Origin of the sequence: Rhizobium sp. 2YAF20 (assembly GCF_052114685.1) — a bacterium.
Lineage (GTDB): Bacteria > Pseudomonadota > Alphaproteobacteria > Rhizobiales > Rhizobiaceae > Rhizobium.
This window is the reverse complement of record NZ_JBFRFF010000062.1, coordinates 1-21,994: the sequence shown is the minus strand read 5'-3', so window position 1 is coordinate 21,994 and position 21,994 is coordinate 1. Positions and strand designations below refer to the sequence as shown.

The window sequence follows — 21,994 nt, the reverse complement described above, 5'->3', positions numbered from 1 at the left end:
CCAGGCGGTGACCGAGCCAATCGAGACCGCCCGCCACGCCACCCGTTCCGTGTGACATCAAGACCAACGGATATGGTTTCGCTGTCGGCAACAGCTTCGCATCGCGGGCGACCGGCCGTTTTTGGAACCACGAGGTCTCGGCGACCGGCTGCGGAATTGCGTTTTCGACCGCAGGGTACCAGGCAGACCATTTGAGCGGTCGTGGGCCGTCGGCGTCCCAATTCGACCGGCTTTTGTCATACGACAGCCCTTCCCTAAAACCGACTTGCATCTCCATCCCTCTGCCGCGAACATGCGCGTCCCGGCGCACGCAGATTGTCGTAAATTTGAACCAGCGTCACGCCACCGTTGCAATTTGAGGGCGAGGCCGCCCTTCGAAAAAACCAAGGACATACCTGTGCTCCCATACAAACTCCGCCGCCTCGACCCGAACGACGCGCCGTCCTTTAGAGACATTCGGTTGGAGGGTCTTGCCAACCATCCAGAGGCATTTGGCGCATCATGGGAAGACGAGCAGAACGAGCCCGAGGCACGCTTTGCCGACCGACTTGAAAACGGTCATGTGATCGGTGGCTTCTCCGACGACGGAATGCTTGCCGGGATTATCGGCATATCGAAGTCCAAAGGCATCAAGACACAACATATCGGATCGATCTGGGGGATGTATGTCCGCCAGACGGCACGGGGTACGGGTCTTTCGCGCCTGCTGCTTGCTGCTGCCATTGACGACGTTGGGACGACGCTACGTTCGCTCCGGCTTTGCGTCGTGTCATCCAACGCTCAGGCCATCCGGCTTTACAAATCGATGGGCTTTGAAGAATGGGCCGTCGAAGCCGAGGCTCTGAAGGTCGGCGATACTTACCATGATGAAGTTCTCATGCGGCTGGAAATAGGTTCGCGATAATTGGGTCAAATCGATGACGACGGGTCTCAAACGCGCAAACGGTGGACCTTGCCAATAAAAATCACAATCGTCATCTTGCATCGCCAGTCCGTTGCCAAACGCTAGTTAGAGAGGCGGGAGAAGTGGTTCCGGGCAACGATCCGACTTGCTTGCGAAGTATAGCATATTTCATTAGTGTGGCCGAGCGGTGGTTCAATCAAGGCGGGAGGACGGCCTATGTCGCAGATGACGCTGCATCACGTTGCAATCGTCACTACCAACTTGGAGCGGTCGTTAGCTTTCTATCGCGATCTATTCCAGTTGGACTTGTTGCAACGACCGCCGTTCGCAATTTCAGGTGCGTGGCTTGATTGCGGGGGCCTTCAGTTGCATCTGATCGTCAATCCCTCAGGGACCTTCCGTGACAATCGCAGCGTCGACTACACTGATGGCCATTTTGCTCTGAGAACCCAGGACTTCGAGGGCTTCGTCAAAAGGGCGGTTGAGATGGGCTTCAAAGAGGACGCGGACGTTGATGATCCCAGTCGTCTTTTAGTCGTTCGCAATGGTGTGGCGGGGTTTCCGCAAGTCTATCTTCTCGACCCCGACAGGAACATCATTGAGGTAAACGCGGTGACGTGAAGAGAAGGACCCTCAATGAGCGCCTGCTTTCTGGCTGGCTTAGAACCAATTGTCATTTATTTCTCTTTGGCCGCTGTGTGCGCATGAGCGGTCATTCGCTCGGCTTCAGATCAGTCAGACGTTTCTGGATACTGCCGAGAGAATTCCCTCGCCGACGTCAGGACCGGCATCAAACCTCGCCCTGCATTCGTGAGCCCGTACTCGACACGCGGCGGCTGCTCGCCGAAGTCGCGCCTCGCGACAAGTCCATCATTCTCCAACTCTCTGAGATGCTGTGTCAGCATTTTCTGCGAGATGTCCGGAATGTCCCGCATGAATTGTGAAGCCCGCATCGAYGGCTCTGCCAAAAGCCGGAACAGGATAGGCAGCTTCCATCGCCCGTTGATCATGCGAAGCACTCTGGTAACGTGCGCGACCGATCCGTCAGGGCCGAGGCAAACGCCTCTCTCYTCGCGCTCTACAGGCACTTTTAAGTGCGTAATTGCCTCGTTCATCGTCTTGTCCTCTTATCAATTCCTCGCATTAACATGGGAATTGCACAGTGGATTTGAAACTTGATGGAAAAGTTGCGCTGATCACAGGCAGCAGCAAGGGTATCGGCGAAGGGGTGGCCCGAGGGCTTGCACGCGAGGGTGCCATCGTTATCGTCCACGGTCGCAACAAGACCAAGGCAGAGGAAGTYGCCCACGGCATTKTCGCTGRGGGTGGGCGTGCTTACGCTGTCATCGGCGACCTGACGAACGACGAAGACGTGCAACGCCTCGTTGACGAGGCACAGGCTTTCGTTAAACCCGTTGAGATCGTTGTCAAYAAYGCRGGCGGCTCCGGMGAGACKGAGGACTGGTCGACGACGCGCCCCGAGACATGGGCGACCGGCTACGACCGCAACGTCCTTGCGGCGGTGAGGGTCACGTCTCGCCTACTGCCAAGCATGCGTGAGGCGAGATGGGGAAGGATCATTAACATTTCCAGCCTTGCRGCGTTGATGCCTCCAGCTAAACGACCGGACTATTCGGCGGCTAAGGCGGCSATGATAGCGATGACCGCCTCGCTCGCGAAGGCTGTTGCGATGGACGGGATCACAGCGAACAGCGTTTCGCCCGGCACGATCCACAGCGTCAGCCTCGACGAGGCTTTCCGGAAGGCGGCAGTGAACSAGGGGATTGCAGTTGATGCACCGTGGACCGAGATCGAGCAAACGGCACTACCGATGTTTGCGCAGGTTCCCGTCGGTCGGGTCGGAACGCTTGAAGAGATCGCCGATGCCATCGCATTCCTCGTCAGTCCCCGAGCCAGTTACATAACGGGTGCTAACCTGAGGCTTGACGGAGGAATGTGGCCTGGACTTTAACCCTGCGGGATGTCCGCTTCGTGCCGACAGTGGAAGATTGCAGTTGGTCKGTTTGCGCCAAAGCCGCCCGTTGCGAACAAATCGAAACTCCGTATCTTACCCCCACACAGTGTAAGTGGACGCGAGCGGTGCGGCGATGGTTCCGCAGAAGGGGAGCGAAGTGGAAACCGGGCCATTGTCAGACACTTCAAACGTCAGCGTTCGGCCAATAGCWCCTGGACATATTGACAGCTTTCACCGTGCCCTCGACTCCGTTGCGCGGGAGAGAAAATATCTGACGATGCTGGAGGCAACTCCATTGCCTGAGACGCGTGACTTCGTGATGGGCATGATCGAAAAAGGAAACCCGCAATTTGTTGCTATGGTTGGGGAGAAAGTCGTCGGCTGGTGTGACATTCGTCGACACTTCTTTCCATCACACGCCCATCGTGGGAGCCTCGGAATGGGTATCATTCCTGCCTATCGGGGCCGGGGTCTAGGGCGAAGGCTAATTGAGGCGGCATTAATAGCCGCGCGAGAAAGCAATATTGTTCGGGTTGAACTCAACGTTTATGAAGATAACACCCGCGCAATAGCCCTCTACGAAAAAGTGGGGTTCATGCGGGAAGGAATAGTTCGGCGTGCTGCGTGCATCGATGGTCAGTTTATCGACGCGATCAGCATGGCGCTTTTGTTCGACGAAAGCAGTCGCGTCCTTACCGCACAGTAGTCGCCGCCCCAGGGGTTCGGATGATCGAGAACGACCATATACTCTCGTTGGCACAAACAGCCGCCGTGACGGCTGGGGAAGCGGTTCTCGATCAATGGGAATCTTGCCGTCTGGACGTACGCTACAAGGGTAAGAGTGATACGGTGACCGCCGCCGATCTATTGTCGAACGACATTATCGCAACTTACATACGGTCCGCTTTTCCCGCCCACCGCATTCTTTCCGAAGAAGATGAGAGTAGCCATAGTTTCGACCATTCAGGCCCGTTGTGGATCGTTGATCCAATCGACGGAACAGCGAACTATGTCAGAGGGCACCCCTATTTCGCGGTATCCATCGCCTTCGCGGTTGACGGAGTTGTGCAGGTTGGTTGTGTACACGCCCCTGCTTTGAGGGAGACCTTCACTGCGGTAAGGGATCGGGGAGCTTTTCTGAATGGCATGGCAATTCGGACCTCTCGTCCAATAAGTCTAGCCCACTCGGTCGTCAGCACAGGTTTCCCGCACGAAAAGAATGACGTCGGGCCGCTGGTGGACCGTGTCAGGACGCTTCTTCAAAACTGCCAGGATATTCGCCGTAGTTCGTCACCCGTCCTAGATATTGCCTATGTTGCAGCAGGTCGGCTTGATGCTCATACAGAAACACTGTTTCCATGGGATGTGGCTGCGGCGGGGCTCATTGCCACGGAGGCGGGATCGGTCCGAAGCAATCTTGCCGCAGTTCCTGATCATATTCCCGTCGATCTTTATGGGGACGAAGTCGTGTTCTCCTCGCCAAATATCCATCAGGAACTTGTCACACGTCTTACGGGCGGCTCAGCTCCGGCGCAAAGATCAAATTCAAGTGGCAACGCGGAAACGCAAGCGACGCGTTGAGCCCCGTCAGACCTGAATGGGGCGATGTGGCTCTGCTGGTGAGGAGCAGGACGATGTGGCCAACCATTGTCGCATCCCAACATCTCTAAAATCCCTCGCCGTTCTAACGGCTCCCGCCGCGATCAGAGCTTCCTCATCCAACGAGGTGACCAGACCGATGGCAGGAAGGCCCGCTGCGCACGCGGAAGCTATGCCAGAAAGGGAGTCCTCGAAAGCGACGGCATCTCTCTCGGAAATCCCCAGTGTCCGTAACGCGGTCAGATATGGCAAGGGATCGGGCTTTCCGCGTTCGACTTCATCTCCGGCAACAAGGAAACTGAAAAATTGACGCAGACCGAGAACGCCTAGTACCGCTTCAACACTCTCTCTCGGTGACGTTGTGACTACAGCACATCGCAGCCGACTTTCTCTCGCCCACTCCAAAATCTCGCTCGCGCCGGAAACGGCAGTGACGCCTGCTAGATTTGCCCGATAGAAACGTTCCTTTCGCGCCGCGAGCGCCAGCCTTTCCTCTGCTGAAGCCTCGGGGAAGGCTTCAGCGATAATGCGAGCGTTTGTACGACCTGCAATATGTGAGCGATAATAGCTTTCGTCGATCTCTGAATCGCACCCTTGGAGCACCTCTTGGAAAGCTCGCAGATGCAAAGCGTCAGTGTCGGCGAGCGTTCCATCGAGGTCAAAGAGCAAGCTGAACTTCGGTGGCTGCACCATCTGTTCTCCAATTCACAACAACCGAGTCTAGTTCAAGTAGTCTGCCGGGTAGCGGGTTCCGCTGTTCTATGGCATCCGTCAATGCGTAGGAGCCAGAGCCCGCGACGGGCCAACTCGCGACAGTGGCACCGGTCACAAATGCGTCAATATTGGCAAACGAAGCTTCCTCCACCGCGACCATTTAGAAGCAGTTGTCCAAAGGTTCCCGAAAGCGCTGCTGTATTTCGTCGCTGACGCCATCATCCTTCAATTCGCGTTGATAGTCCGAGACCGTCACGATCAGCACCGTCTCGCCGCAGATGAGTGCAATCCCTATCTGGCCGTCGCTACCCGTCCAACCTTGTCCCGTACCTGTGGGCCTGCGGAAGATCGGCGACGTGGTCGGCGCGGCGTAGCTTTTGAGATAGTGCTGGAATGCTTGCTCGGCCGAGTGCTTGCCGACAGGACCAGTTGGGAAGGATTGTTGAGACGAAATGGAATAGACGACGCTCTTGGAGGTGAATATCGCTCTGAGGGTGCGGTCTTCGATTTTGGCGACCACCATGCGGCGATGAAAATCTCCGTCCGTATCGCTGCCTTCACCCACGTCGCTTTGAAGGAGTCTGGTTACTTCATCTTCGGTCATGCCGAGCCGCAGTTCGCCAGCCGGTATCCCAATCGTCTGGGCGTTTGCCGAGCCGGAGAGGGGCACCAGCAATATGACGCCAAAGGCAACAATCGTAAACGATGGCAATCGCCTGAAAGGCATCCTTCAATCCTCAATGTCTGAGACCGTCGCTTTTTAAACTGGCAATTGTCCTACTCGGCGCGGCCCGCTTGTCATCTGGAAGCTGGGGTTCGACCCGATGGTGAGGCAAAATTGCTAATCCTATAGGATCGCGTACCCCTCGATGCACGCGGCAACGGTGCCCCCAACCCAGATTTCATGCCCGACCTGTTCCACATGAACGCGGCCTGCGCGGCCTAAGACAGTGCCTTGGCTCGCCACATATGTAGAAGGCGCGATGCCACTTCCAATGAGCCATTTGGCGACACCGGCATTCAGGCTACCCGTGACCGGGTCTTCGAAACCTGAAGCGGTAAAAGCGCGTACCTCGAAATCTGCGTCCTGACCGTCCTTCGCCCGATTCCACGGCGCAACGACACCAACTCGCAGGCCGGAAAGGACAGCAAAATCTGGCCGTAGCGCCAGAACCTCACCCCTTGTGCGCAGGAGCACGGCTACCCAACCGGGTCCGTTATCCACCCAATTCGAATGAACGATAGCACCGGGGTCAAGATGCAGTCCTTTAATGATCTGCGCCAGAACCTCAGGTTCCACCTGGCCAGCACGGCGTAAGTCGGGAGCTGCAAAGGAGAGCCGGTCGTTGTCGCGACGTATGCGAATAAGCCCTGCTTCGCATTCCTGTATGATCTCGTTGCCACGAGGCTTTCCGCCGGAAGCCAGCCATACGTGACAGCTTCCCAAAGTTGGGTGGCCAGCAAAGGGTAGCTCTCGGACGGGTGTAAAAATTCGGACGCGATAATCGGCGTCGGTCGCCCTCGGTTGCAGAAGAAAGGTCGTCTCGCTGAGATTTGTCCAGTTAGCGAACGCGGCCATTTCGGATTCGGTCAATGCGTCTGCGCCAACGACAACGGCTAGCGGATTGCCGCGCAAGGGCTGCGAGGCGAAAACATCAACCTGTTGGAATGAAAATTTTGACGGACTCTGGCTCAATATCGTAGTCTTTCCGTTTCGGGTCAGGTTATCCTGATGATCTCTCGCGTCAGTTTTGGCGACACTGCAAAACATGCATTCTGTGGCGACGGAATGTTTGATGTGCCGGGAATATCCTTCACAATCAACGGCTGATAGCAAGGTGAGGCGATAGCAAGTCCTTGCTTGTCCAGACTGTTAGAGGGTTGTTCGTTTTCCGCCATAACCGCTTCTGGCGCAATCTGGACGAGGTCGCCTGTCGGCCCACAAGCGGACGCTTGAAGAGTTCCTCTTCAATGGGTTTAGGAGCCACGCAACTGGGCTGTGGCCGCTCTTGGTCATTACCGGTCAATTCGGCCTGGAGGAACTCGGCACAGGCTTCCGCGATTCGATATTCTTGATCGTGAAGTTCCTGTTGGGCTATAGAGCTTCAGATGCGCATTGTGATCACAGGTAGCTCCGGACGGGTTGGCCGTGCAATTTTCAGCGTCTTGGCTGAACTGCACGAAGTCGTTGGAATTGATCGCTTGCCCTTTTCGACCACTCATCTCGTCGGGGACTTCGCGAACGGAGTAATGCTTCGCTCGGCTCTAAGGGGCGCGGATATTGTAGTTCATACGGCAGCACTCCATGCCCCGCATGTCGGCGCAGTCGCGGATGAAGAGTTCCAACGTATAAACGTCGAAGGAACACGTCTCATTGCCGAAGAGGCGATTGCCGCAGGCGTGAAACGGATGATATTCACAAGCACGACGGCCCTATATGGCCATGCCGCTTCTCCCAGTGCTTGCGCGTGGATAGATGAAGATACAGCTCCTCGACCGAGGAGTATCTATCATCGAACCAAACTCGAAGCCGAATATATTTTGGAAAGCCTGGCCTGCGCGGAGTTTGTTGTGCGGGTTTTGCGCATGTCGCGGAGCTTCCCAGAGCCCGCTGATGTGATGGCCGCTTACCGGCTGCATCGTGGTGTTGACGTTCGAGACGTGGCCGATGCTCACCTTGCAGCCTTGACGAATGACGGACCGCATTTCCAGCGCTACATCATCTCGGCCGCCACCCCGTTCATCGTGGACGATTGCCAAAGCCTTAAGACGACGGCGGCTTCTGTAATCAGGCTACGGGCACCAGCCCTCGCCAACGAATTCGATCTCAGGGGATGGAACCTCCCAAGCTCAATTGATCGCGTGTATCATTCTGGCAAGGCGGAGTGCGCACTTGGATGGCGTCCTCGCTTTGGCTTTGATGAGGTGCTTGCACAACTGGATCGGCGCAGCCTGGAAGTCTTGCCGCCGGGCTCACTTATCAACAGGAAATCTGAGTAGATTTTGCGGCATGCTCGCTTCGGGCCGAGAGGCGACGATGATAGCCGGAAGCGCAAGTAAACCGTCCGAGCCGAGCAGATTTGCTCATTAAGAATTGCAATCAATCGAACAGGTCGACGTGAGTGCCGTCTGGATTGCGCCAGGAGCGGACTAAGCTCGATAGAAAGCCGAATGATAAACGACGACACCTCGCCGTTCGTCATCGCCAAAATCCAGACGCTGGAAATACTATGGCGTCGAATCCGTTTCCGGGCGACGGTCCAATGCAGAATTCAGCCGAAGGAGATCAAACGCGCCAACGGGTCCCGATCCCTGGTGCAGGTTGTTGCCAAGTCATCGGGCCTCAATTATAAACATAAAATGACGCTTCCTCATATGCCAGTCGCCGTGATTTTCGACATGGACGGGCTAATTTTCGATACAGAGACACTCTACCAACAGGCGTTTCTGGCTGCAGCAGCTGTTGGGGGGCATGACCTACCAACAGCGGTCATTCACCGGACCATCGGCGTGCCGTGGACCCAGAGCAGAATACTGATCCTGGAGCAAATGGGATCAGCTTTTCCTGTCGATCAATATTTCGAACAGATGACCGAGCATTTCGAGTTGCTGGCCGCGACGCAACTCCGGCTTAAGCCCGGTGTCGTCGAACTTCTCGACGTTCTTGACCAACTTGAGATGCCTCGATGTATCGCAACTTCGTCGGCCCACTCTACTGTGCAGAGTCATCTCTCCGCCCATGGCTTGGCCGACCGATTCCATGCGGTCATCGGCCACGGAGATTATGTCGCCAGCAAGCCCTCGCCTGACCCGTTCCTGACAGCTGCGAAATGTCTCGGTGTGGACCCCGCTCTATGCCTGGCTCTGGAAGATTCCTACAACGGGGTTCGCTCTGCCTCAGCTGCCGGAATGATGACTTTTATGGTTCCCGATCTTCTTAGCCCAACGCCAGAAATCCAGTCCCTATGTACGGGCGTTGTCAGTGACCTGCATGCCGTCCGCAAGCTGATCCTGACCGCGTCGGCTGCGGACATCGCTGGATGACAGCTTATAGCGCGGCCGCTGCCACTCAACGCGGTCCTTCAGGGTCTGCTGACCGGAAACAGATGGCCGCGCTGATGCTGGAACTCGTCGCCAAACCTCCCGCCGTACGTGCCGAAAAGTCATGATATCTGCGACATAGGCCTAAAGCGAGAGAGGCTAGTTTGGCTCTTCTTTGGAAGAATTGGCAAGTTTGTTTCAGCGGTGTATGTACTCGCCTTTAGGCGAGGTGCATTGCATGCCGAAATCGAAAACAGAGATCATTCGCAAACAGCTTGTTTTTCTGGCCGAGTTAGATCGACTGAAGTCGATTATTCGTCAGTCTCCATTAATCAATCGTTCACGGCGAGAAAACTCCGCCGAGCACTCATGGCATTTGGCATTGTTCGCCTTGATTCTATCCGAGCACGCTGACGACGTTGATCCGCTGCACGTGGTAAAGCTCCTGCTCTTGCACGATGTCGTTGAAATCGACGCGGGAGATGCGCCCATACATAATTCTGGCATAGACGGGGCGGCTTTGGCGAAGCAGGAACACGCGGCGGCCGACCGCATATTTGGCCTTTTGCCGAGAAACCAAGCTGAAGAAATGCGTGCCCTTTGGCTTGAATTTGAGGAAGGGCAAACGCCCCACGCTCGCTTCGCCAAGGCCCTCGACCGCCTTCAACCGCTGCTTCTTAATACCCTCACCGACGGCGGCACATGGACTGAAAGCGGCGTTTCAAAACAACAAGTTCTGGAGCGTTATGGTCCAACCATTGAGGGCGGTTCTCCCCTCCTATGGCAAGAAGCAATGGCATTAGTTCATCAGCACTTCGAACGAAAGACGTTGCCAATAGAACCAACAACTACCGATTAAGGCAATATCGACGTTTGTTGCGAGGTATCTGCCATGTTTGGCATTACGCTAGCCACGCAATCTACAGCGGAGCCGTTTTGGGCGTTGGTTGACAAGGCTTCGGCTTTCGAAAGCTCGCCATCAATTCGGACCTTAGGCTACGTGCCCCACATCACGCTCAGTCTGTATGCTGCGATTGCTGTCGACGATCTCGTCGCGAAAATCGATGCATTCGCGGGTGAGGAGACGTTCGAGCTGACCTTTGACAAGATGTCCGCGTTCGATACCGATCCGGTCATTCTTTGGCTCGCCCCAAACCATGATCAACGCCTGGTCGATCTTCACGAGAGGCTGCAATCGTTCGTGAACCCCAGTTTGTGCGATCCGCACTACCGCCCTGATCTGTGGCGTCCGCATTTGACAGTGGCAATCGCAATCAGCAGCGAGCAGCGACAGGCTGCGTTGGCGTTCGCGGCGAGGCCAATCGAGCCGTTCAAAATCAGGTTTGAGCGGATCGACTTTGTTTCGTGGCCGCCGATCTCCGTTTTGAAAATGCAGGCTCTATCAGGACAAGGTAGTTTGAGGGAAACAGAATGGTAAATCTGGCGCTCTATGCTTTGGATTCGCAATGGTTCAGTCAGCCAGGTGCGCGAACGGGCGCTCGCCGATGTCTTTTGAGAGCTGCCCACCTCAATTCTATTTCGAGCAAATCCAGCCATGTTTGAAAACAACGTCAATGGACTACGGCGATCCGAAGCACGGCGCACAGATCGATTGTTGCTGAGGCCTCCCGCCGAGGCAGATCGCCAGTTCCTGACGGAGCTGTTTTCTCGCTTCGAGCTGGTTTCGCATCGACCCGACCCGAGACCGGACTCCCCTGAAGACAGTGCCGCCCGGCTCGCGCGTGACATTCGACACTGGAGCGATCAAGGATTTGGCCGTTGGGCGGTTGAGGTTGACGGAAAGCTCATCGGTTTTGGGGGCGTCACCGTTTCGAAGGATTTCGAAGGCCTGAACCTAATATCACCTGCATCCTGAAAGCTGGGGCAATGGCTATGCCACCGAGTTGGTGAACGCGGCCCTGGCATTCTCCTTCAACGACCTGCAGGCGATCAGAGTGACTGGATTGGTTCGCGCGGCCAATGCCGCCTCCCAACGGGTCCTTGAAAAATGTGGATTTGGTTTTGAACGGGAGGTGATGCTGCACGGTGCACCAACCAATATGTACGTCCTGACTCGGGGTACAACTGATTAAATTGGCTTGGCGCATTTCGGGCCGAAAAGTCAGGATTTCTTTAAACGAGCCGTTCATAGTCGCGCGACCAAGTGCGGGACCGCAGACGCAATCATTGCCACTCCAGAAAGGGTCAGTAGTCCGAGCACAATTCGGCGAAAGGTCGTTTCGCTAATGCCCATGTAGAGGCGAGCGCCCATCAGTGTTGGCAACAGCATTGCCGGTGCAACGATCAAAAACATAGGGACCATTTTTGCCGTGACAATTCCCGTAGCCACATAGGTCAGCATCGTGAAGGCGAGTGTTGCCAGATTGAAATTCTGGATAACATTGCGTTGGACGTCTTTTTCCATCTGCCGCAATGTGGTCCAGAGGGTAGGGATCGGGCCAGAAAATCCTCCCAACCCTGCCATCACTCCACCGATCAACCCGGCCGCACTATCGGCGATCTTCCCTCCGAAACGAACGGGAGGGAGTTGACGCGAGAACAACATGATCGGACACCAAAATGCCAAGAGCGAACCGAGAATAGCCTTGAAAAAATACGTATCGAGTGATGGCAAGATGGCGACGCCAATCGGGATACCTACAATGCCGCCCAAGAGAAAAGGCGCGAGAATCGGGAGAGCGAAGCCTCTCCGAACCGACACTATCCCGATGATTTGACCAGTCAGTGCACCGAAAACGACAAGGACGGCGGCTAGCTGCGGTTCTATAGTCCATACCCAGAACGACATCGCTACGAGGCCGAAGGCAAAGCCAGATAACCCTTGAACGAAACCTGCGACGACGGCTCCCAAGGCAACAATCCATATGGATTCCGACAAAAGTAGTTTCCCTTTCAACAAGTTCCAGCCCTACCAGATCACCTTGGACAGTTCGGAAAAGATACCCAGGCCACGCTGAAGGGCCGTCGGCCTTTACAGTCCAGGATCATTGAGCGCCAAGGTGTTTCAACTCGGCCGTTGCCCCTTCATATTCCATGAATGTCTTGGGGCAGGACGACAAGGTATTCCGGAATTCCGGTACTGCCTTCTGGTTGTCTTTGCGCCAAAGATGCCATTCGCCCGTATAGAAGGTGGCCTCGCAGCGCTGATCGCTGCCTGCCGCTCTGACCAGCACGTCTTCGGGCGTCAATTCGCCAAGAAAAAGGCCATAAACCGGATAGGGCCATTTCGTCTGGTCCACCTTGGCGGCATTGGCCCGTAGACCGGCAACCGCTTGTGTGTTGGTGAGATGCGTTTCGGCGAGGAATTGCCAGAGGAAATAATAGGAAACATTCTCGTCGCCCGCTTGGGCCTTCGCGGCAAACCCTTTGGCCGCTTGCTCGTACAGACCTGCGGAATAACTATCCATCGGGTCAGCGGCAATTGTCGCTTCGCGCAGCTCGCTGATCGGCAATAGGGACCCAGCAGCGACTGCGAGGAAAACGGCGCTGATGGCTGCCATTGATTTGCTGAAACGGGGGTAGGGGCGCTGTCGCGGCCACAGGCCCAGCATAGCGAGCGCCAGGATCACGCCTGCTATCGCGCCGCCTAAATGCGCAGCATAGTCGATGTTTTCGCCGTTCCTGACGGTCGATAGAAATGGAAGCAGGGAAGGGACAACGATTTGCACCGCCCTTATCCTTAAAGCATATGCGATTCTCGATGACTGAAAATGGAAGCTGGCTGCAAGCGCGGCAGCAAACAATCCCACAATTCCGCCAGACGCACCCACGCCGACAATGTTGGGAGCGTTGAGGAAAACTGAAGCGAGGGAACCGCCAAGAGCACTGACGAAAAAGATGCCTGCAAACCAGCGCCATCCGATCAGGCGTTCGAGCATCGAACCAGCCAACCACAGGGCGAAGCAATTGAAGGCCAGATGTGGGATGCTGCCATGCATCAAAGGTGCGGTGAACAGCCGCCACCATTGCCCCCCGTCGACAACGGCCTGCCTCAGAGTTCCACCGAGAATGAACAGGGTTTGTATGCTCGGCGTGCCAGAATTTGCGGCGTGGACACCGAACGTCAGTTCACCAAAATAGATCGCGGCGAGCAAGGCAATGAGGGTGTAGGTAAATAGAGGTTTCCCACTCTTCGACGCCGGGGCCTCAGTCGGGTCATCAGCGAGCGAAGGCGGCAAGCCACTTTCGGCTAAAGCAATGCGTTGCGCTTCGCGAGCCGTGGTCAGAGCGTCGGTGCATCTTCTGAATATCGTGTCAGGATCGCCCTGCATCAAATTTAGAGGAATCGTAGCTTTGCTCTGGGAACCTTGAAGCGCCATCTGAAGGTACTCGCGCACGCGGCTCTTCCTCAACGATTTCGCTACCGTCGGATCAACGCGTATTGCGATATATTCGAAGCGTTTATTCTGTATCCGCTGCAAGTTTCTTATGGCAAGCCAGGGCACCATTTCGGATGCGAAATTTGGCAAAAGGACGCCAGCGGGCGAGATGACGAGCGCTGGCGCGTTCGAAAGAAGCTTATGCAATGTCGCCAGCGCGAGGCTGCCGAAAAACACCGCACATATCCACCAAAGGACTTGGTGGTTATTCCCGGCCTTGTCGGGGGTGAATATTGCCCAAAGCGCCCCAACGACAATGACGACTAAAATTAGGAAATTCCGGAGGAGCTTCGACTTATCGTACCAATATACTGTATTGCCTTGCTCTTCCGACTTCATTTTGAAAGCTTACCCCACGCGACGAATAAAATTTAGCTAGCGCTAGCAGCTGCCAGCCATCTTCATTGGTTTTTGAGCCGACTTCTTGCTCTGATAGAAATAAATAAGTGTTGCTCGTTAAATATTCCTCTATTGGTTGGCCAAATATGATGTCAAACACGACCTAAACGCTAGCCGGATTGGAAGGCCGCCGACTTCCGCTGTAGGTCGTCGAAGACGGTCTGCTGCGGTTTTAGTCTACGCGCAACCGCAGACCAGACTTCACTACGTTAAAGTTGTGCCAACCATTTGGGGCAAAAGCGCGAGACAGTGCGATGCTTGCCAGCTATCCTAACTATGTCGCAGAGGAGGCTCGAATTGCGCTTTACAACAAGACAATTTACTACCGTTTCGATTGTTTTTGGCGGATTTTTGGGATGGCTTGCTTCATTAGATCACGGTGAAGCACTGTCCAATTTGATCGGCCCGGTAGCGTTCTCCTGGTTGCTACGAGCCGGGGCGGCGCTGATAATGGTTCTCGTGGTCTGGGCCTGGAGATCGAGCTGGAAGCAAGACCGGCGCGTTGAGCGCCTAACGCAATTCCATGCCTCTATCGAACCAGAGAAGCGCGTTGAATTCCAGGCTACGGGCAACGATCCGACCAATCGTCTTCGCAGAGAGTGAGACGGCTTAAGGCCAAATGCTGTCATCGAAGTTGACTGCTCAGCGCCACAAGTCGTCATGCTTCTGGTCCTCGAACTCAAGCTAAAACGGCCCAGAAGAACTCTGAATACTTCTCACGGAGAATTGCGGGTCAGAACAAATCTACCAACGTTGGATGCCGAACTTTAATTTCTGCGTTGTATCGACTCTATCATCACTCTAGCAGGGATAGAAAGGTTCACGGGGGATGACTGCATTGGCAACCAGAAAAACCGGAGGTGTACCATCAAATTACGCTATCCTATTGGCTGGACTGTTCTTTTTCCCGGTTCAGATCGTCGCAATGCTTTTCTCAAAGAGAAGGCGCTACGAAGCAGATGCATGGGAAATAACCCACTATGAAATGCAATATCGCACGGCGGCAGTCTATTTCATCGTACAAGCGGCTTTGTTCGCAATCGGTGCCATCGCCCTTTTCCTCATGCGCGAACAGCGTCCCGAGACGATGAGTTTTCGAACTTTGTGGCCATTCCTGAGTGCGGTCGGCTATCTGCCGATAACTTGGCTGGTTGTACGTTGTGTACGGGGCCTGTTCCTTTCAGGAGGCAAGAAGCCGTTGAATAACCCGCGATCCTATACCGTTTGGCCGCGTTGATGACCGCAATGGGCCGCTGCAGTGGCCCCAGAGCCCAGGCCACCTGCTTCAGAGCAGCTCCACCCCGCTTCGACACTCGCTGCGGTATATATGGGTTCTTGGACGGGGTTATAGACCGAGCCCACTACGCCGTCCGGCTGCTCTACTTGTTTCCGATCATCGGTTTCACTCGATTTCCATTGTCCATCCGCGAGAGAAGATGATTCAGGATAATTCCATGTCCTTTCCAGCCTGCTCCGCTTCGAGCTTGACGCTTTGACGTGTTTGTCCCCATAAGCAACACAACCCAGCGCACGTATCAGCCCGGAGGCTGTTCGGGTGCCCGTAGCCTGCGATGCTGAGTCAGGAGAACATTATATTCATGCGTGTTTTTGACTTATCGGACGTCTCTCCTGGCAGCCCATACAAGCAGTTCGATGCTGACGAAGCCATGCGGCGTCTCAGCACCAAACGAGTGGAAGCCGTCGGCTGTGCCACTTCCAGTTTGGTTTGCTGTGAACCCAACCATGCATTTGCTGAAGCTGCACGCCGCGCCTTCTATGATCATCATCCCTTGATCATACGACCGGACGATATCTGGTTCTGCATTGCTCAAGGTCTTGCAACTCACGTTTCGCTGAATAGCGAGGAGCTACGTTCGCAGTTTGTCGCGCACGAAGGTCAGAAGGTACTTCGGGTTTGGCGTCCGGATTTCTTTCTTGGGCAGGACAATCCATGGCCGGAACTGTTCTCGGCATTTTCGGCACAGATCGCTGGGAGCATTCCGCAGCTAGGGGATGTTTTAGGCGTTCGCTTTTCAACGACGACGGCCATGGAAGCGGCGGCGTTTGATCTGTGCTGGATGGACGCCTTCAAAGACTACTTCCAATACGAGGCACGATGTGGTTGCGGTATTCCACAGATTATCCTGCACGGAACGGCCGAAGATTGGAATTCGATGATTCCTCGTCTGCAACAAATGGCGCGGTACGGATTGGAGGAATGGTGTGCAACCCTCAGCCCCGTGCTGGCGAAAATCGCGGATACGGCGGCGGGCAACGTAGATCGTGAATTCTGGCTTTCGTTTTTTCGCTACCTCGCGGGTTCTGGTCCAGCCGAACTCACTGGCTGGATCGTCACTTTGTTCCCTTATCTGGTGGTAAACCGGAACACCGGTGCGTTGGGGCCGAACGAGTATCTGTCGGCATGGCGCGAGCGTCTCGAACGGTCGGTGGTTCGCGGCAGGCTTGACTGGATGACGAAGACGGAGGGGCCTGGCCTCGGTGCGCTTCCACAATCCTTGGCGAGCGCTCCACTGCGCTTCGTTGACGTTCGCGATGAACGCCGAACGAATTTACGGCTGGTGGCGGGGATGTTCGGTGTTGCCCAGGCACCTGAGAACAATGCCTTGTCTGCGTCGTTTGGCTGGTCTGTGGTCTATGATGACGCGTGAGGTTCTGACCATACGGGACTACATCTCAACAGATGCAGACGCGACCATAGACATTTTCCTGAGAGCAATCCGCGACGTGGCCTCGAAGGACTACACGCCCGCTCAGGTCGATGCCTGGGCCAAGGTCGAAGATCGGGATGCCTGGGCGAAGCGAAGGGCGAGCAGGCCGGGTTGGATTGTCCAGCGCGAGGCTGTGCCGATTGGATTTGCCGATCTGGAGCCTAACGGACTTCTGGATATGATGTTTGTTCACCCCGATCATCAGGGCATCGGCGCAGCCAGTTTGCTCCTTGCTACGGTGGAGGCCGAAGTTAGGAACCAAGGGCTCACACGTATTTCTACCGAAGCGAGCCTTACTGCCAGACCCTTCTTTGAACGACGAGGGTTCATCGTGCTAACCCGCCAAAGTGTCGAAAAGCGCGGCCAGATACTTGAGAATTTCCGCATGGAAAAATCTCTTTGATAGACCGCCGCTGTGCGCTGTGCGGCGGAGTTGCAATGCCCGCAACGCCTCGATTGTCCAACGTCGCAAAATTGATGGTGCAGTAGAACGTCGCGGATTGACATAAAATTGGCCCCGCCTGTTCATAAGGCATACTTGCAGCCCACACCGTCCAGTTTGCAAAGGTCGCCGATGCAAGAGCTTCGATTTCGGTCGGATTATGCCCATTCCGCAGAGGGCCTAAGGGAACTAACGAAGCTCATATACGAAGTATTTGAAGTTGATGTTTCGCCTTTGAATCGGCTGGGGCACGATCCGAGCATCGTCGCGTTTGGCTGGTGGCGCAATGACGAGTTGGTCGCGAACGTCAGCATTTATGAACGGCGGCTATGGCTGTTGGGCAAGCAGGTAACGGCTTTCGGAGTTCAATCCGTTGCAGTCAGACCCGCTTGGCGAGGCAGAGGGCTATTTCGTGACTTGATTAGTCGGGCACTCGAATATGCCGACGCTAGGGTGGACCTCATTATCCTCGCTACAGGAATTCCAAGCCTCTATATGCCATTCGGCTTTCGCCAAGTTCAAGAACGAACGTTCAGTGGGGTATCGGCCCACCAGCGCATTCGCCGGAAGTGCCGTCGATTGTCCTTGAATGATGACGAAGATGTCGCATTGCTTCGCGATCTTTTCGCTCGTCGGAGCCCAACTTCACTCGTTGCTTCGGCCTGCGACCACCCTGCCTTGTTCCTGTTGAAGGCCATCGAGATGCCTGAAATAGAATTGGTGCATCTTCCGGACCTCGATGCGGTTGTCGCAATAAAAGGGGCAAATCAACCGTCCATAACCTTGCTCGACATCATCGCCCCATCCATTCCTTCGTTGGAAGAGGTCGTTTCCGCGTTAGGTTACGAGGGGAAACGAATCCAAGTCCACTTGACGCCGGACCGCCTCTCATGGACGCCCGAGAAAGAAATGCTCGTCGACAATGGGTATATGGTGCGGGGTGCGTTCCCGCCTGAAGGGCAAGCGTTCATGTTGTCCGACATGAGAATATAAAGGCGAGGTTCCTCTTTGGGGTCGACAGGTGAAATCGTCCGGATCGCCCCACAAGCGACCATCGCATCATCAAAAATGTGCGGGGTCGAAAAATCCAGGGGCATTTGGCGGATCAACCAAACGAGCCTTGAAACATCGTGCGTGGGCGAACCAAACCTGCCATTTGCCATCCGATGTCTCGGCGGTGATGCTCAGAGGGTCAGGGGATATTGGTTCTACGCCTTGCCCACAGAAGCAACACGGCCCCCATTCAGCTTCTTTGCGCTCGTCGGTCATTCCGCGCCTCTCTAAGGAACCCGTGGATTACCATGTTGAAGGATTATCCTGAAGTTCAGGCCCTACGCAATCAACGGATTCAAAACGACGGGCGAAGAAGGCCTCGGACGCAACGCGGACTGCGGTCATTGCTATGGCAATCGGACACGGCACCTATGGAATTCATAAGGATCACCATCGGCAACAAGTTTCCCTTCCTCAAGCAGCACTGCAACCCGTACTATCAACGTGACATAGCTCATTTGCATATATGGTTCGCTATTCAAACCGAGCACGTCGGCAACGACATGAGCAAACCTTTCGCCATTCAAAACCCGAGTGCGACAAGATCAAATGGTCGAAGCAGTCTTCTGGCGCAGAGACAAGGCCGGTAGGCCCGATGATACGGAAGGGAGCGTCTTCCGACATCAGCTTGAGCCAATGCCCCCGATATCTGGCCTCCTCATCAATTGATGCTTCTCGTTCGCCGTCAAAAAGAGTTGTCAGTCCAGTTGACGGTATAATCGAAACTGCCTGAGCTGACTCAATTACACCGTCAGTGCCGTTTCCCCATTTGACCGGAATACGCAGTCCGGTGACGTCAACGACATGATACGGTCGTTGAACAACTCGCCATGCCCAAGCGTGTCGAAATGCCAGCTCTGTCGCGGAGTGGCGGCCAAACCAGAGGACCAACTTTCCTTCTGACGCATCTACCTTGGTCCAAAATGACCGAATGTTTTCCTCGATCCCCGGCAAGCCGTACTCTTCCTTCCACCAATCCGCTCGCTCAACGGGGTCTCCAGACGTGATTGGGCCGCAACTGAGATCATCGCCGAACACGAGCAACCCGTCGTCGCGCCCTGTGCTACGAAGGGCTTCGAGCAATGATCCGGCGGCCGAGTCGCCAGGCACGATATGCGTTGTCTTCATCTGAAAAATGAACCCTTGGATTATGCCTCAACTTACGAAGCGACAAATGCGTAGTCAAATCTGGCTCGATAAGTGCAGCGTATGACTGAAAAGCGCTAGCCGCGAACATTGCGATCACCTGCGGAACGGCTAAAGATGGCCGGTGTCATGGTCAGCGGGAGGGTTTCGTCAATGTCGAAAGTGTTCGAAATTCTGAAACGTCTGGATGATGCCAAGGTCCATTATTTCATCGGCAGATATCGTCCTGACACGATAGACATTACGGCCACGGTAGTTGGAGAGCGTGTCGAGATTTCTGTCTTCGACGACGACCATATTGAGATATCGCGTTTCCTGGGCAGTGAAAACGTTTTGGATGAAGGTGTTTTGGACGAAATTTTGAAAGGGGACGAGTGATGGCTTAGGGCTAGCAGCCGTTGCCCAGCTCCCCCTTCGCGCCAATAGCTGTCATTTGTCATGCTGATCGTACGAGCTGTAGAAGCTCGGGTCTTTCTCGAAAACCTCGTGGTTGTCGTCTGATTTGGTGATCCGTCTGTTGGTGGACTTGCCACGAAAAGCGAAGAGGAATACCCCAACCAGCAAAGCCACACCGCATGCGACGCCAAGAAGCACAGAAACGAAGGTCGTCATGACAGCCAGCCCCTAACCGAAATGTGGAAGACTTCCGGTCGCAAACGATGGCCTTCCGCGACCGATTTTGCGGCAGGAATTTGTGGGAAAGTTCAACATTAACTTCGTCCCGGAAGTCAAGAATTCTGCGAGAGCAGGACCTTACGCATCTTAATGCATGCCATCGGCACTCCGCCACTTAGCAAGTGCTGCTCATACCCAAGGGCCACATATCCACGGGATCGGTAAAAGCCCTCGGCCGTCAAAGAGGAGTCCAGACTCAGGGACATCAAGCCGGACGCAACGGCGATGCGCTCAAGTTCTAGGAGTAAGGTTGAGCCCACTCCTTTTCGTCCGGCAACTGGATGGACATAGCAAGCTCGCAGCTCCGAGTTCTTTGCAACGAGGGCACCGATGCCGACGGCCAAGCCGTCGATCTCGGCAATTAAACGGTGTTCGCCATCCGGATTAGAAACGACGCGTTGAACGCTCCTATCGGTAATTGGGAGGGGTGCCCACGCCTCGATCACGGCGGCAGAATAATCATGCGCAGCGCTTCCACGGACGGCGGCGTGATGAATTTCGAGAAACGCTCGCGCATCCGTCTGTCGTAGCTCTCGAATGGTCAATTGCATTCGGTGACCCGTAATCTTTCGCACAGAGAGCGTCGCAAAGTTCTCAAGTTTTGATTCGGTTCTGCACTCGACCTTACAAACTAGAATGCTTCAGGGAGATTTTTTCAGCAACATAAATTGCTCGGAACGTCCGCGCGGCAAGCGGACCCGGCATCAATCGTTCCTTGGATTCCACATTTCGGTTACTGGCTGGGTCATGACAGAGCCCTCATCTTTGAAATAAAGGTTGGCGAAGACCGCTGAGCCGCGACAGACCTGAAAGCGACAAATTCGGCCATTGATTGTGTCAGTGAAGTTCATAAGCTTACTTGCAGCTGTGATTTTTGCAATTAACTCAAGGTCACCATGCTCATTATCTTCGGCGGTCTTCCTGGCAGTGGCAAGACGACAATTGCTCGCGCCTTGGCGCAGCGGCTCAGTGCCACCTACGTGCGCGTCGACACAATCGAGCAGGCGATACGCGCTTCCGGAGTAGCTGATGACGTCGGGCCTGCGGGGTATATCGTGGCTTATGGCGTTGCCGGAGACAATCTAGCGCTTGGCAGGACAGTCATAGCGGATTCGGTGAATGCGCTGCAGATCACGCGGGACGCTTGGCTTGCTGTTGCTCGAACGGCCGGGGTCCGGGCTGTGGAGGTCGAGGTCTTGTGCTCGGACAAAACAGAACATCGTCGGCGAGTTGAAACACGGGCCACCGATGTCGAAGGACTCGTAAAGCCGACATGGCGAGAGATTTCCGAGAGGGCATACGACGATTGGCAGGGCCGCCAGGTCGTTGTCGACACGGCTTCGAAAACAGTCGATGCAGCCATTGACGAACTGCTTGTGCGACTGAACGTTGATCCTGTCATCGACGACTCTTCAACGAGCCAGAACTGAGAGCAAGGAGAGAGGGTGGCCGTGCCGAAACTCGATTCGGCCGCCAGGAGCTTAGCTATCGAGCCGGAAGCAGTGATCAAGCGGGCGAGGGCGCTGGCCCGAAGCTGCCGTCTCGTGCGAACGCGGAGCTGTTTCGTCTCCGCGATGTCAATTGCCGCGCTAGTCACGGCGTTCCCAGCGAATGAACATGAAGGGATCGGTTCAGGCTGGGGGCCGAATGGCACCTAAGAAGGTTCCATGCAAACATTCACGGTCAGGTCACGACCTTTGAATGGGCGGTCGGATGATCCATGCAGACCATAGCCAACATTCCACGAGTTGGGCCACCGAACATTTTCAATTCCCGTTGCCGTGGCGGCTTTGAATGAGGTCCATACGGTTTCTCCGTGGTTCCGAAAGAGAATACCCCCTGGCCCCATCCCTGGATAAAGAGCGACATGGAAGTCGAAGTCGAAATCAGCGGGTAAATCAGGACCAAACCAATATG

General features: G+C 55.1%; 25 protein-coding genes and 3 pseudogenes. 17 read left to right on the top strand and 11 right to left on the bottom strand.

Translation table 11 applies throughout. The features are described 5' to 3' along the window. Nucleotides 1-271, bottom strand: a pseudogene (locus AB4Z52_RS33830) (dienelactone hydrolase); the annotation flags it as partial. Between the two features lie 126 nt (nucleotides 272-397). Between AB4Z52_RS33830 and AB4Z52_RS33825 the strand changes: the two are divergent. Further along, nucleotides 398-904, top strand: coding sequence for a GNAT family N-acetyltransferase (locus tag AB4Z52_RS33825; RefSeq protein ID WP_442222216.1), 507 nt, complete (start codon nucleotides 398-400; stop codon nucleotides 902-904). A gap of 216 nt (nucleotides 905-1,120) precedes the next feature. After that, the gene (locus AB4Z52_RS33820) at nucleotides 1,121-1,525 is read left to right on the top strand and encodes a VOC family protein (RefSeq protein WP_442222215.1); all 405 of its coding nucleotides are present in this window, start codon (nucleotides 1,121-1,123) and stop codon (nucleotides 1,523-1,525) included. A gap of 110 nt (nucleotides 1,526-1,635) precedes the next feature. On the opposite strand, the gene AB4Z52_RS33815 is transcribed toward AB4Z52_RS33820, so the two are convergent. After that, on the bottom strand, nucleotides 1,636-2,019 hold the full coding sequence (locus AB4Z52_RS33815) for a winged helix-turn-helix transcriptional regulator (RefSeq protein ID WP_442222214.1): 384 nt from the start codon (nucleotides 2,017-2,019) through the stop codon (nucleotides 1,636-1,638). A gap of 47 nt (nucleotides 2,020-2,066) precedes the next feature. On the opposite strand from AB4Z52_RS33815, the gene AB4Z52_RS33810 reads away from it, so the two are divergent. The 3 genes from AB4Z52_RS33810 to AB4Z52_RS33800 all read left to right on the top strand — a co-directional run bounded on the left by AB4Z52_RS33810 (nucleotide 2,067) and on the right by AB4Z52_RS33800 (nucleotide 4,460). Beyond that, entirely contained in the window at nucleotides 2,067-2,876 is an 810-nt protein-coding gene (locus tag AB4Z52_RS33810; RefSeq protein WP_442222213.1) for an SDR family NAD(P)-dependent oxidoreductase, read from the top strand. Between the two features lie 160 nt (nucleotides 2,877-3,036). Beyond that, nucleotides 3,037-3,585, top strand: coding sequence for a GNAT family N-acetyltransferase (locus AB4Z52_RS33805; protein WP_442222212.1), 549 nt, complete (start codon nucleotides 3,037-3,039; stop codon nucleotides 3,583-3,585). Between the two features lie 20 nt (nucleotides 3,586-3,605). Then, a complete protein-coding gene (locus tag AB4Z52_RS33800) occupies nucleotides 3,606-4,460 on the top strand; it encodes an inositol monophosphatase family protein (RefSeq protein ID WP_442222211.1) in 855 nt (284 codons plus the stop codon). 6 nt (nucleotides 4,461-4,466) lie between these two features. On the opposite strand, the gene AB4Z52_RS33795 is transcribed toward AB4Z52_RS33800, so the two are convergent. The 3 genes from AB4Z52_RS33795 to AB4Z52_RS33785 all read right to left on the bottom strand — a co-directional run bounded on the left by AB4Z52_RS33795 (nucleotide 4,467) and on the right by AB4Z52_RS33785 (nucleotide 6,888). After that, entirely contained in the window at nucleotides 4,467-5,171 is a 705-nt protein-coding gene (locus AB4Z52_RS33795; protein ID WP_442222210.1) for an HAD family hydrolase, read from the bottom strand. A gap of 181 nt (nucleotides 5,172-5,352) precedes the next feature. Further along, nucleotides 5,353-5,868, bottom strand: a complete 516-nt coding sequence (locus tag AB4Z52_RS33790) for a hypothetical protein (RefSeq protein ID WP_442222209.1) — start codon at nucleotides 5,866-5,868, stop codon at nucleotides 5,353-5,355. A 171-nt stretch (nucleotides 5,869-6,039) separates the two neighbouring features. Beyond that, nucleotides 6,040-6,888 (bottom strand): PhzF family phenazine biosynthesis protein, encoded by an 849-nt coding sequence (locus tag AB4Z52_RS33785; RefSeq protein WP_442222217.1) that lies wholly within the window; start codon nucleotides 6,886-6,888, stop codon nucleotides 6,040-6,042. 413 nt (nucleotides 6,889-7,301) lie between these two features. Here AB4Z52_RS33785 and AB4Z52_RS33780 point away from each other — a divergent pair, with 413 nt between their 5' ends. From AB4Z52_RS33780 to AB4Z52_RS33760, 5 genes and pseudogenes are all read left to right on the top strand, one after another. Beyond that, a complete protein-coding gene (locus AB4Z52_RS33780; RefSeq protein ID WP_442222208.1) occupies nucleotides 7,302-8,192 on the top strand; it encodes an NAD-dependent epimerase/dehydratase family protein in 891 nt (296 codons plus the stop codon). Between the two features lie 171 nt (nucleotides 8,193-8,363). Continuing rightward, nucleotides 8,364-9,236, top strand: coding sequence for an HAD family hydrolase (locus AB4Z52_RS33775; RefSeq protein WP_442222207.1), 873 nt, complete (start codon nucleotides 8,364-8,366; stop codon nucleotides 9,234-9,236). 235 nt (nucleotides 9,237-9,471) lie between these two features. After that, on the top strand, nucleotides 9,472-10,092 hold the full coding sequence (locus tag AB4Z52_RS33770; protein WP_442222206.1) for an HD domain-containing protein: 621 nt from the start codon (nucleotides 9,472-9,474) through the stop codon (nucleotides 10,090-10,092). A gap of 33 nt (nucleotides 10,093-10,125) precedes the next feature. Continuing rightward, nucleotides 10,126-10,671, top strand: coding sequence for a 2'-5' RNA ligase family protein (locus tag AB4Z52_RS33765; protein WP_442222205.1), 546 nt, complete (start codon nucleotides 10,126-10,128; stop codon nucleotides 10,669-10,671). A 117-nt stretch (nucleotides 10,672-10,788) separates the two neighbouring features. Beyond that, a pseudogene (locus tag AB4Z52_RS33760) lies at nucleotides 10,789-11,326 on the top strand (GNAT family N-acetyltransferase). A 53-nt stretch (nucleotides 11,327-11,379) separates the two neighbouring features. On the opposite strand, the gene AB4Z52_RS33755 reads toward AB4Z52_RS33760, so the two are convergent. Next, nucleotides 11,380-12,132 carry a sulfite exporter TauE/SafE family protein gene (locus tag AB4Z52_RS33755; protein ID WP_442222204.1) on the bottom strand — a complete coding sequence of 251 codons (753 nt, stop codon included), beginning with the start codon at nucleotides 12,130-12,132 and terminating at the stop codon, nucleotides 11,380-11,382. Between the two features lie 106 nt (nucleotides 12,133-12,238). Further along, nucleotides 12,239-13,972, bottom strand: a complete 1,734-nt coding sequence (locus AB4Z52_RS33750; protein ID WP_442222203.1) for a rhomboid family intramembrane serine protease — start codon at nucleotides 13,970-13,972, stop codon at nucleotides 12,239-12,241. 357 nt (nucleotides 13,973-14,329) lie between these two features. Between AB4Z52_RS33750 and AB4Z52_RS33745 the strand changes: the two genes are divergently transcribed. From AB4Z52_RS33745 to AB4Z52_RS33725, 5 genes are all read left to right on the top strand, one after another. Further along, nucleotides 14,330-14,635 (top strand): hypothetical protein, encoded by a 306-nt coding sequence (locus AB4Z52_RS33745; RefSeq protein WP_442222202.1) that lies wholly within the window; start codon nucleotides 14,330-14,332, stop codon nucleotides 14,633-14,635. A gap of 235 nt (nucleotides 14,636-14,870) precedes the next feature. Continuing rightward, on the top strand, nucleotides 14,871-15,269 hold the full coding sequence (locus tag AB4Z52_RS33740; protein ID WP_442222201.1) for a hypothetical protein: 399 nt from the start codon (nucleotides 14,871-14,873) through the stop codon (nucleotides 15,267-15,269). Nucleotides 15,270-15,630: 361 nt separating this feature from the next. Continuing rightward, nucleotides 15,631-16,701, top strand: coding sequence for a DUF4419 domain-containing protein (locus AB4Z52_RS33735; RefSeq protein WP_442222200.1), 1,071 nt, complete (start codon nucleotides 15,631-15,633; stop codon nucleotides 16,699-16,701). Beyond that, nucleotides 16,691-17,164: a GNAT family N-acetyltransferase gene (locus AB4Z52_RS33730; RefSeq protein ID WP_442222199.1), complete on the top strand. Its 474-nt coding sequence runs from the start codon at nucleotides 16,691-16,693 to the stop codon at nucleotides 17,162-17,164. Before AB4Z52_RS33735 ends, AB4Z52_RS33730 begins: the two co-directional genes overlap by 11 nt. Nucleotides 17,165-17,335: 171 nt before the next feature. After that, nucleotides 17,336-18,196: a GNAT family N-acetyltransferase gene (locus tag AB4Z52_RS33725; RefSeq protein WP_442222198.1), complete on the top strand. Its 861-nt coding sequence runs from the start codon at nucleotides 17,336-17,338 to the stop codon at nucleotides 18,194-18,196. A 534-nt stretch (nucleotides 18,197-18,730) separates the two neighbouring features. Here the strand turns inward: AB4Z52_RS33725 and AB4Z52_RS33720 are convergent. Further along, a complete protein-coding gene (locus AB4Z52_RS33720; protein ID WP_442222197.1) occupies nucleotides 18,731-19,384 on the bottom strand; it encodes a DUF1835 domain-containing protein in 654 nt (217 codons plus the stop codon). A 135-nt stretch (nucleotides 19,385-19,519) separates the two neighbouring features. Between AB4Z52_RS33720 and AB4Z52_RS33715 the strand changes: the two genes are divergently transcribed. Next, nucleotides 19,520-19,780: a hypothetical protein gene (locus AB4Z52_RS33715; protein WP_442222196.1), complete on the top strand. Its 261-nt coding sequence runs from the start codon at nucleotides 19,520-19,522 to the stop codon at nucleotides 19,778-19,780. A gap of 51 nt (nucleotides 19,781-19,831) precedes the next feature. On the opposite strand, the gene AB4Z52_RS33710 is transcribed toward AB4Z52_RS33715, so the two are convergent. Next, nucleotides 19,832-20,014: a hypothetical protein gene (locus AB4Z52_RS33710; RefSeq protein ID WP_442222195.1), complete on the bottom strand. Its 183-nt coding sequence runs from the start codon at nucleotides 20,012-20,014 to the stop codon at nucleotides 19,832-19,834. Nucleotides 20,015-20,130: 116 nt separating this feature from the next. Beyond that, a complete protein-coding gene (locus tag AB4Z52_RS33705) occupies nucleotides 20,131-20,628 on the bottom strand; it encodes a GNAT family N-acetyltransferase (RefSeq protein ID WP_442222194.1) in 498 nt (165 codons plus the stop codon). Nucleotides 20,629-20,973: 345 nt separating this feature from the next. On the opposite strand from AB4Z52_RS33705, the gene AB4Z52_RS33700 reads away from it, so the two are divergent. Continuing rightward, nucleotides 20,974-21,507, top strand: a complete 534-nt coding sequence (locus AB4Z52_RS33700) for an AAA family ATPase (RefSeq protein WP_442222193.1) — start codon at nucleotides 20,974-20,976, stop codon at nucleotides 21,505-21,507. Between the two features lie 224 nt (nucleotides 21,508-21,731). Here AB4Z52_RS33700 and AB4Z52_RS33695 read toward each other — a convergent pair. Continuing rightward, nucleotides 21,732-21,994: pseudogene (locus tag AB4Z52_RS33695) on the bottom strand (metallophosphoesterase family protein); the annotation flags it as partial.

What these genes read in the sequence shown, in the direction of transcription:
- AB4Z52_RS33710 (WP_442222195.1), bottom strand. Translation starts at nt 20,014, where the DNA reads ATGACGACCTTCGTTTCTGTGCTTCTTGGCGTCGCATGCGGTGTGGCT.
- AB4Z52_RS33725 (WP_442222198.1), top strand. Translation starts at nt 17,336, where the DNA reads ATGCAAGAGCTTCGATTTCGGTCGGATTATGCCCATTCCGCAGAGGGC.
- AB4Z52_RS33705 (WP_442222194.1), bottom strand. Translation starts at nt 20,628, where the DNA reads ATGCAATTGACCATTCGAGAGCTACGACAGACGGATGCGCGAGCGTTT.
- AB4Z52_RS33820 (WP_442222215.1), top strand. Translation starts at nt 1,121, where the DNA reads ATGTCGCAGATGACGCTGCATCACGTTGCAATCGTCACTACCAACTTG.
- AB4Z52_RS33795 (WP_442222210.1), bottom strand. Translation starts at nt 5,171, where the DNA reads ATGGTGCAGCCACCGAAGTTCAGCTTGCTCTTTGACCTCGATGGAACG.
- AB4Z52_RS33800 (WP_442222211.1), top strand. Translation starts at nt 3,606, where the DNA reads ATGATCGAGAACGACCATATACTCTCGTTGGCACAAACAGCCGCCGTG.
- AB4Z52_RS33730 (WP_442222199.1), top strand. Translation starts at nt 16,691, where the DNA reads ATGACGCGTGAGGTTCTGACCATACGGGACTACATCTCAACAGATGCA.
- AB4Z52_RS33735 (WP_442222200.1), top strand. Translation starts at nt 15,631, where the DNA reads ATGCGTGTTTTTGACTTATCGGACGTCTCTCCTGGCAGCCCATACAAG.
- AB4Z52_RS33750 (WP_442222203.1), bottom strand. Translation starts at nt 13,972, where the DNA reads ATGAAGTCGGAAGAGCAAGGCAATACAGTATATTGGTACGATAAGTCG.
- AB4Z52_RS33715 (WP_442222196.1), top strand. Translation starts at nt 19,520, where the DNA reads ATGGCCGGTGTCATGGTCAGCGGGAGGGTTTCGTCAATGTCGAAAGTG.
- AB4Z52_RS33780 (WP_442222208.1), top strand. Translation starts at nt 7,302, where the DNA reads ATGCGCATTGTGATCACAGGTAGCTCCGGACGGGTTGGCCGTGCAATT.
- AB4Z52_RS33720 (WP_442222197.1), bottom strand. Translation starts at nt 19,384, where the DNA reads ATGAAGACAACGCATATCGTGCCTGGCGACTCGGCCGCCGGATCATTG.
- AB4Z52_RS33765 (WP_442222205.1), top strand. Translation starts at nt 10,126, where the DNA reads ATGTTTGGCATTACGCTAGCCACGCAATCTACAGCGGAGCCGTTTTGG.
- AB4Z52_RS33700 (WP_442222193.1), top strand. Translation starts at nt 20,974, where the DNA reads ATGCTCATTATCTTCGGCGGTCTTCCTGGCAGTGGCAAGACGACAATT.
- AB4Z52_RS33770 (WP_442222206.1), top strand. Translation starts at nt 9,472, where the DNA reads ATGCCGAAATCGAAAACAGAGATCATTCGCAAACAGCTTGTTTTTCTG.
- AB4Z52_RS33775 (WP_442222207.1), top strand. Translation starts at nt 8,364, where the DNA reads ATGATAAACGACGACACCTCGCCGTTCGTCATCGCCAAAATCCAGACG.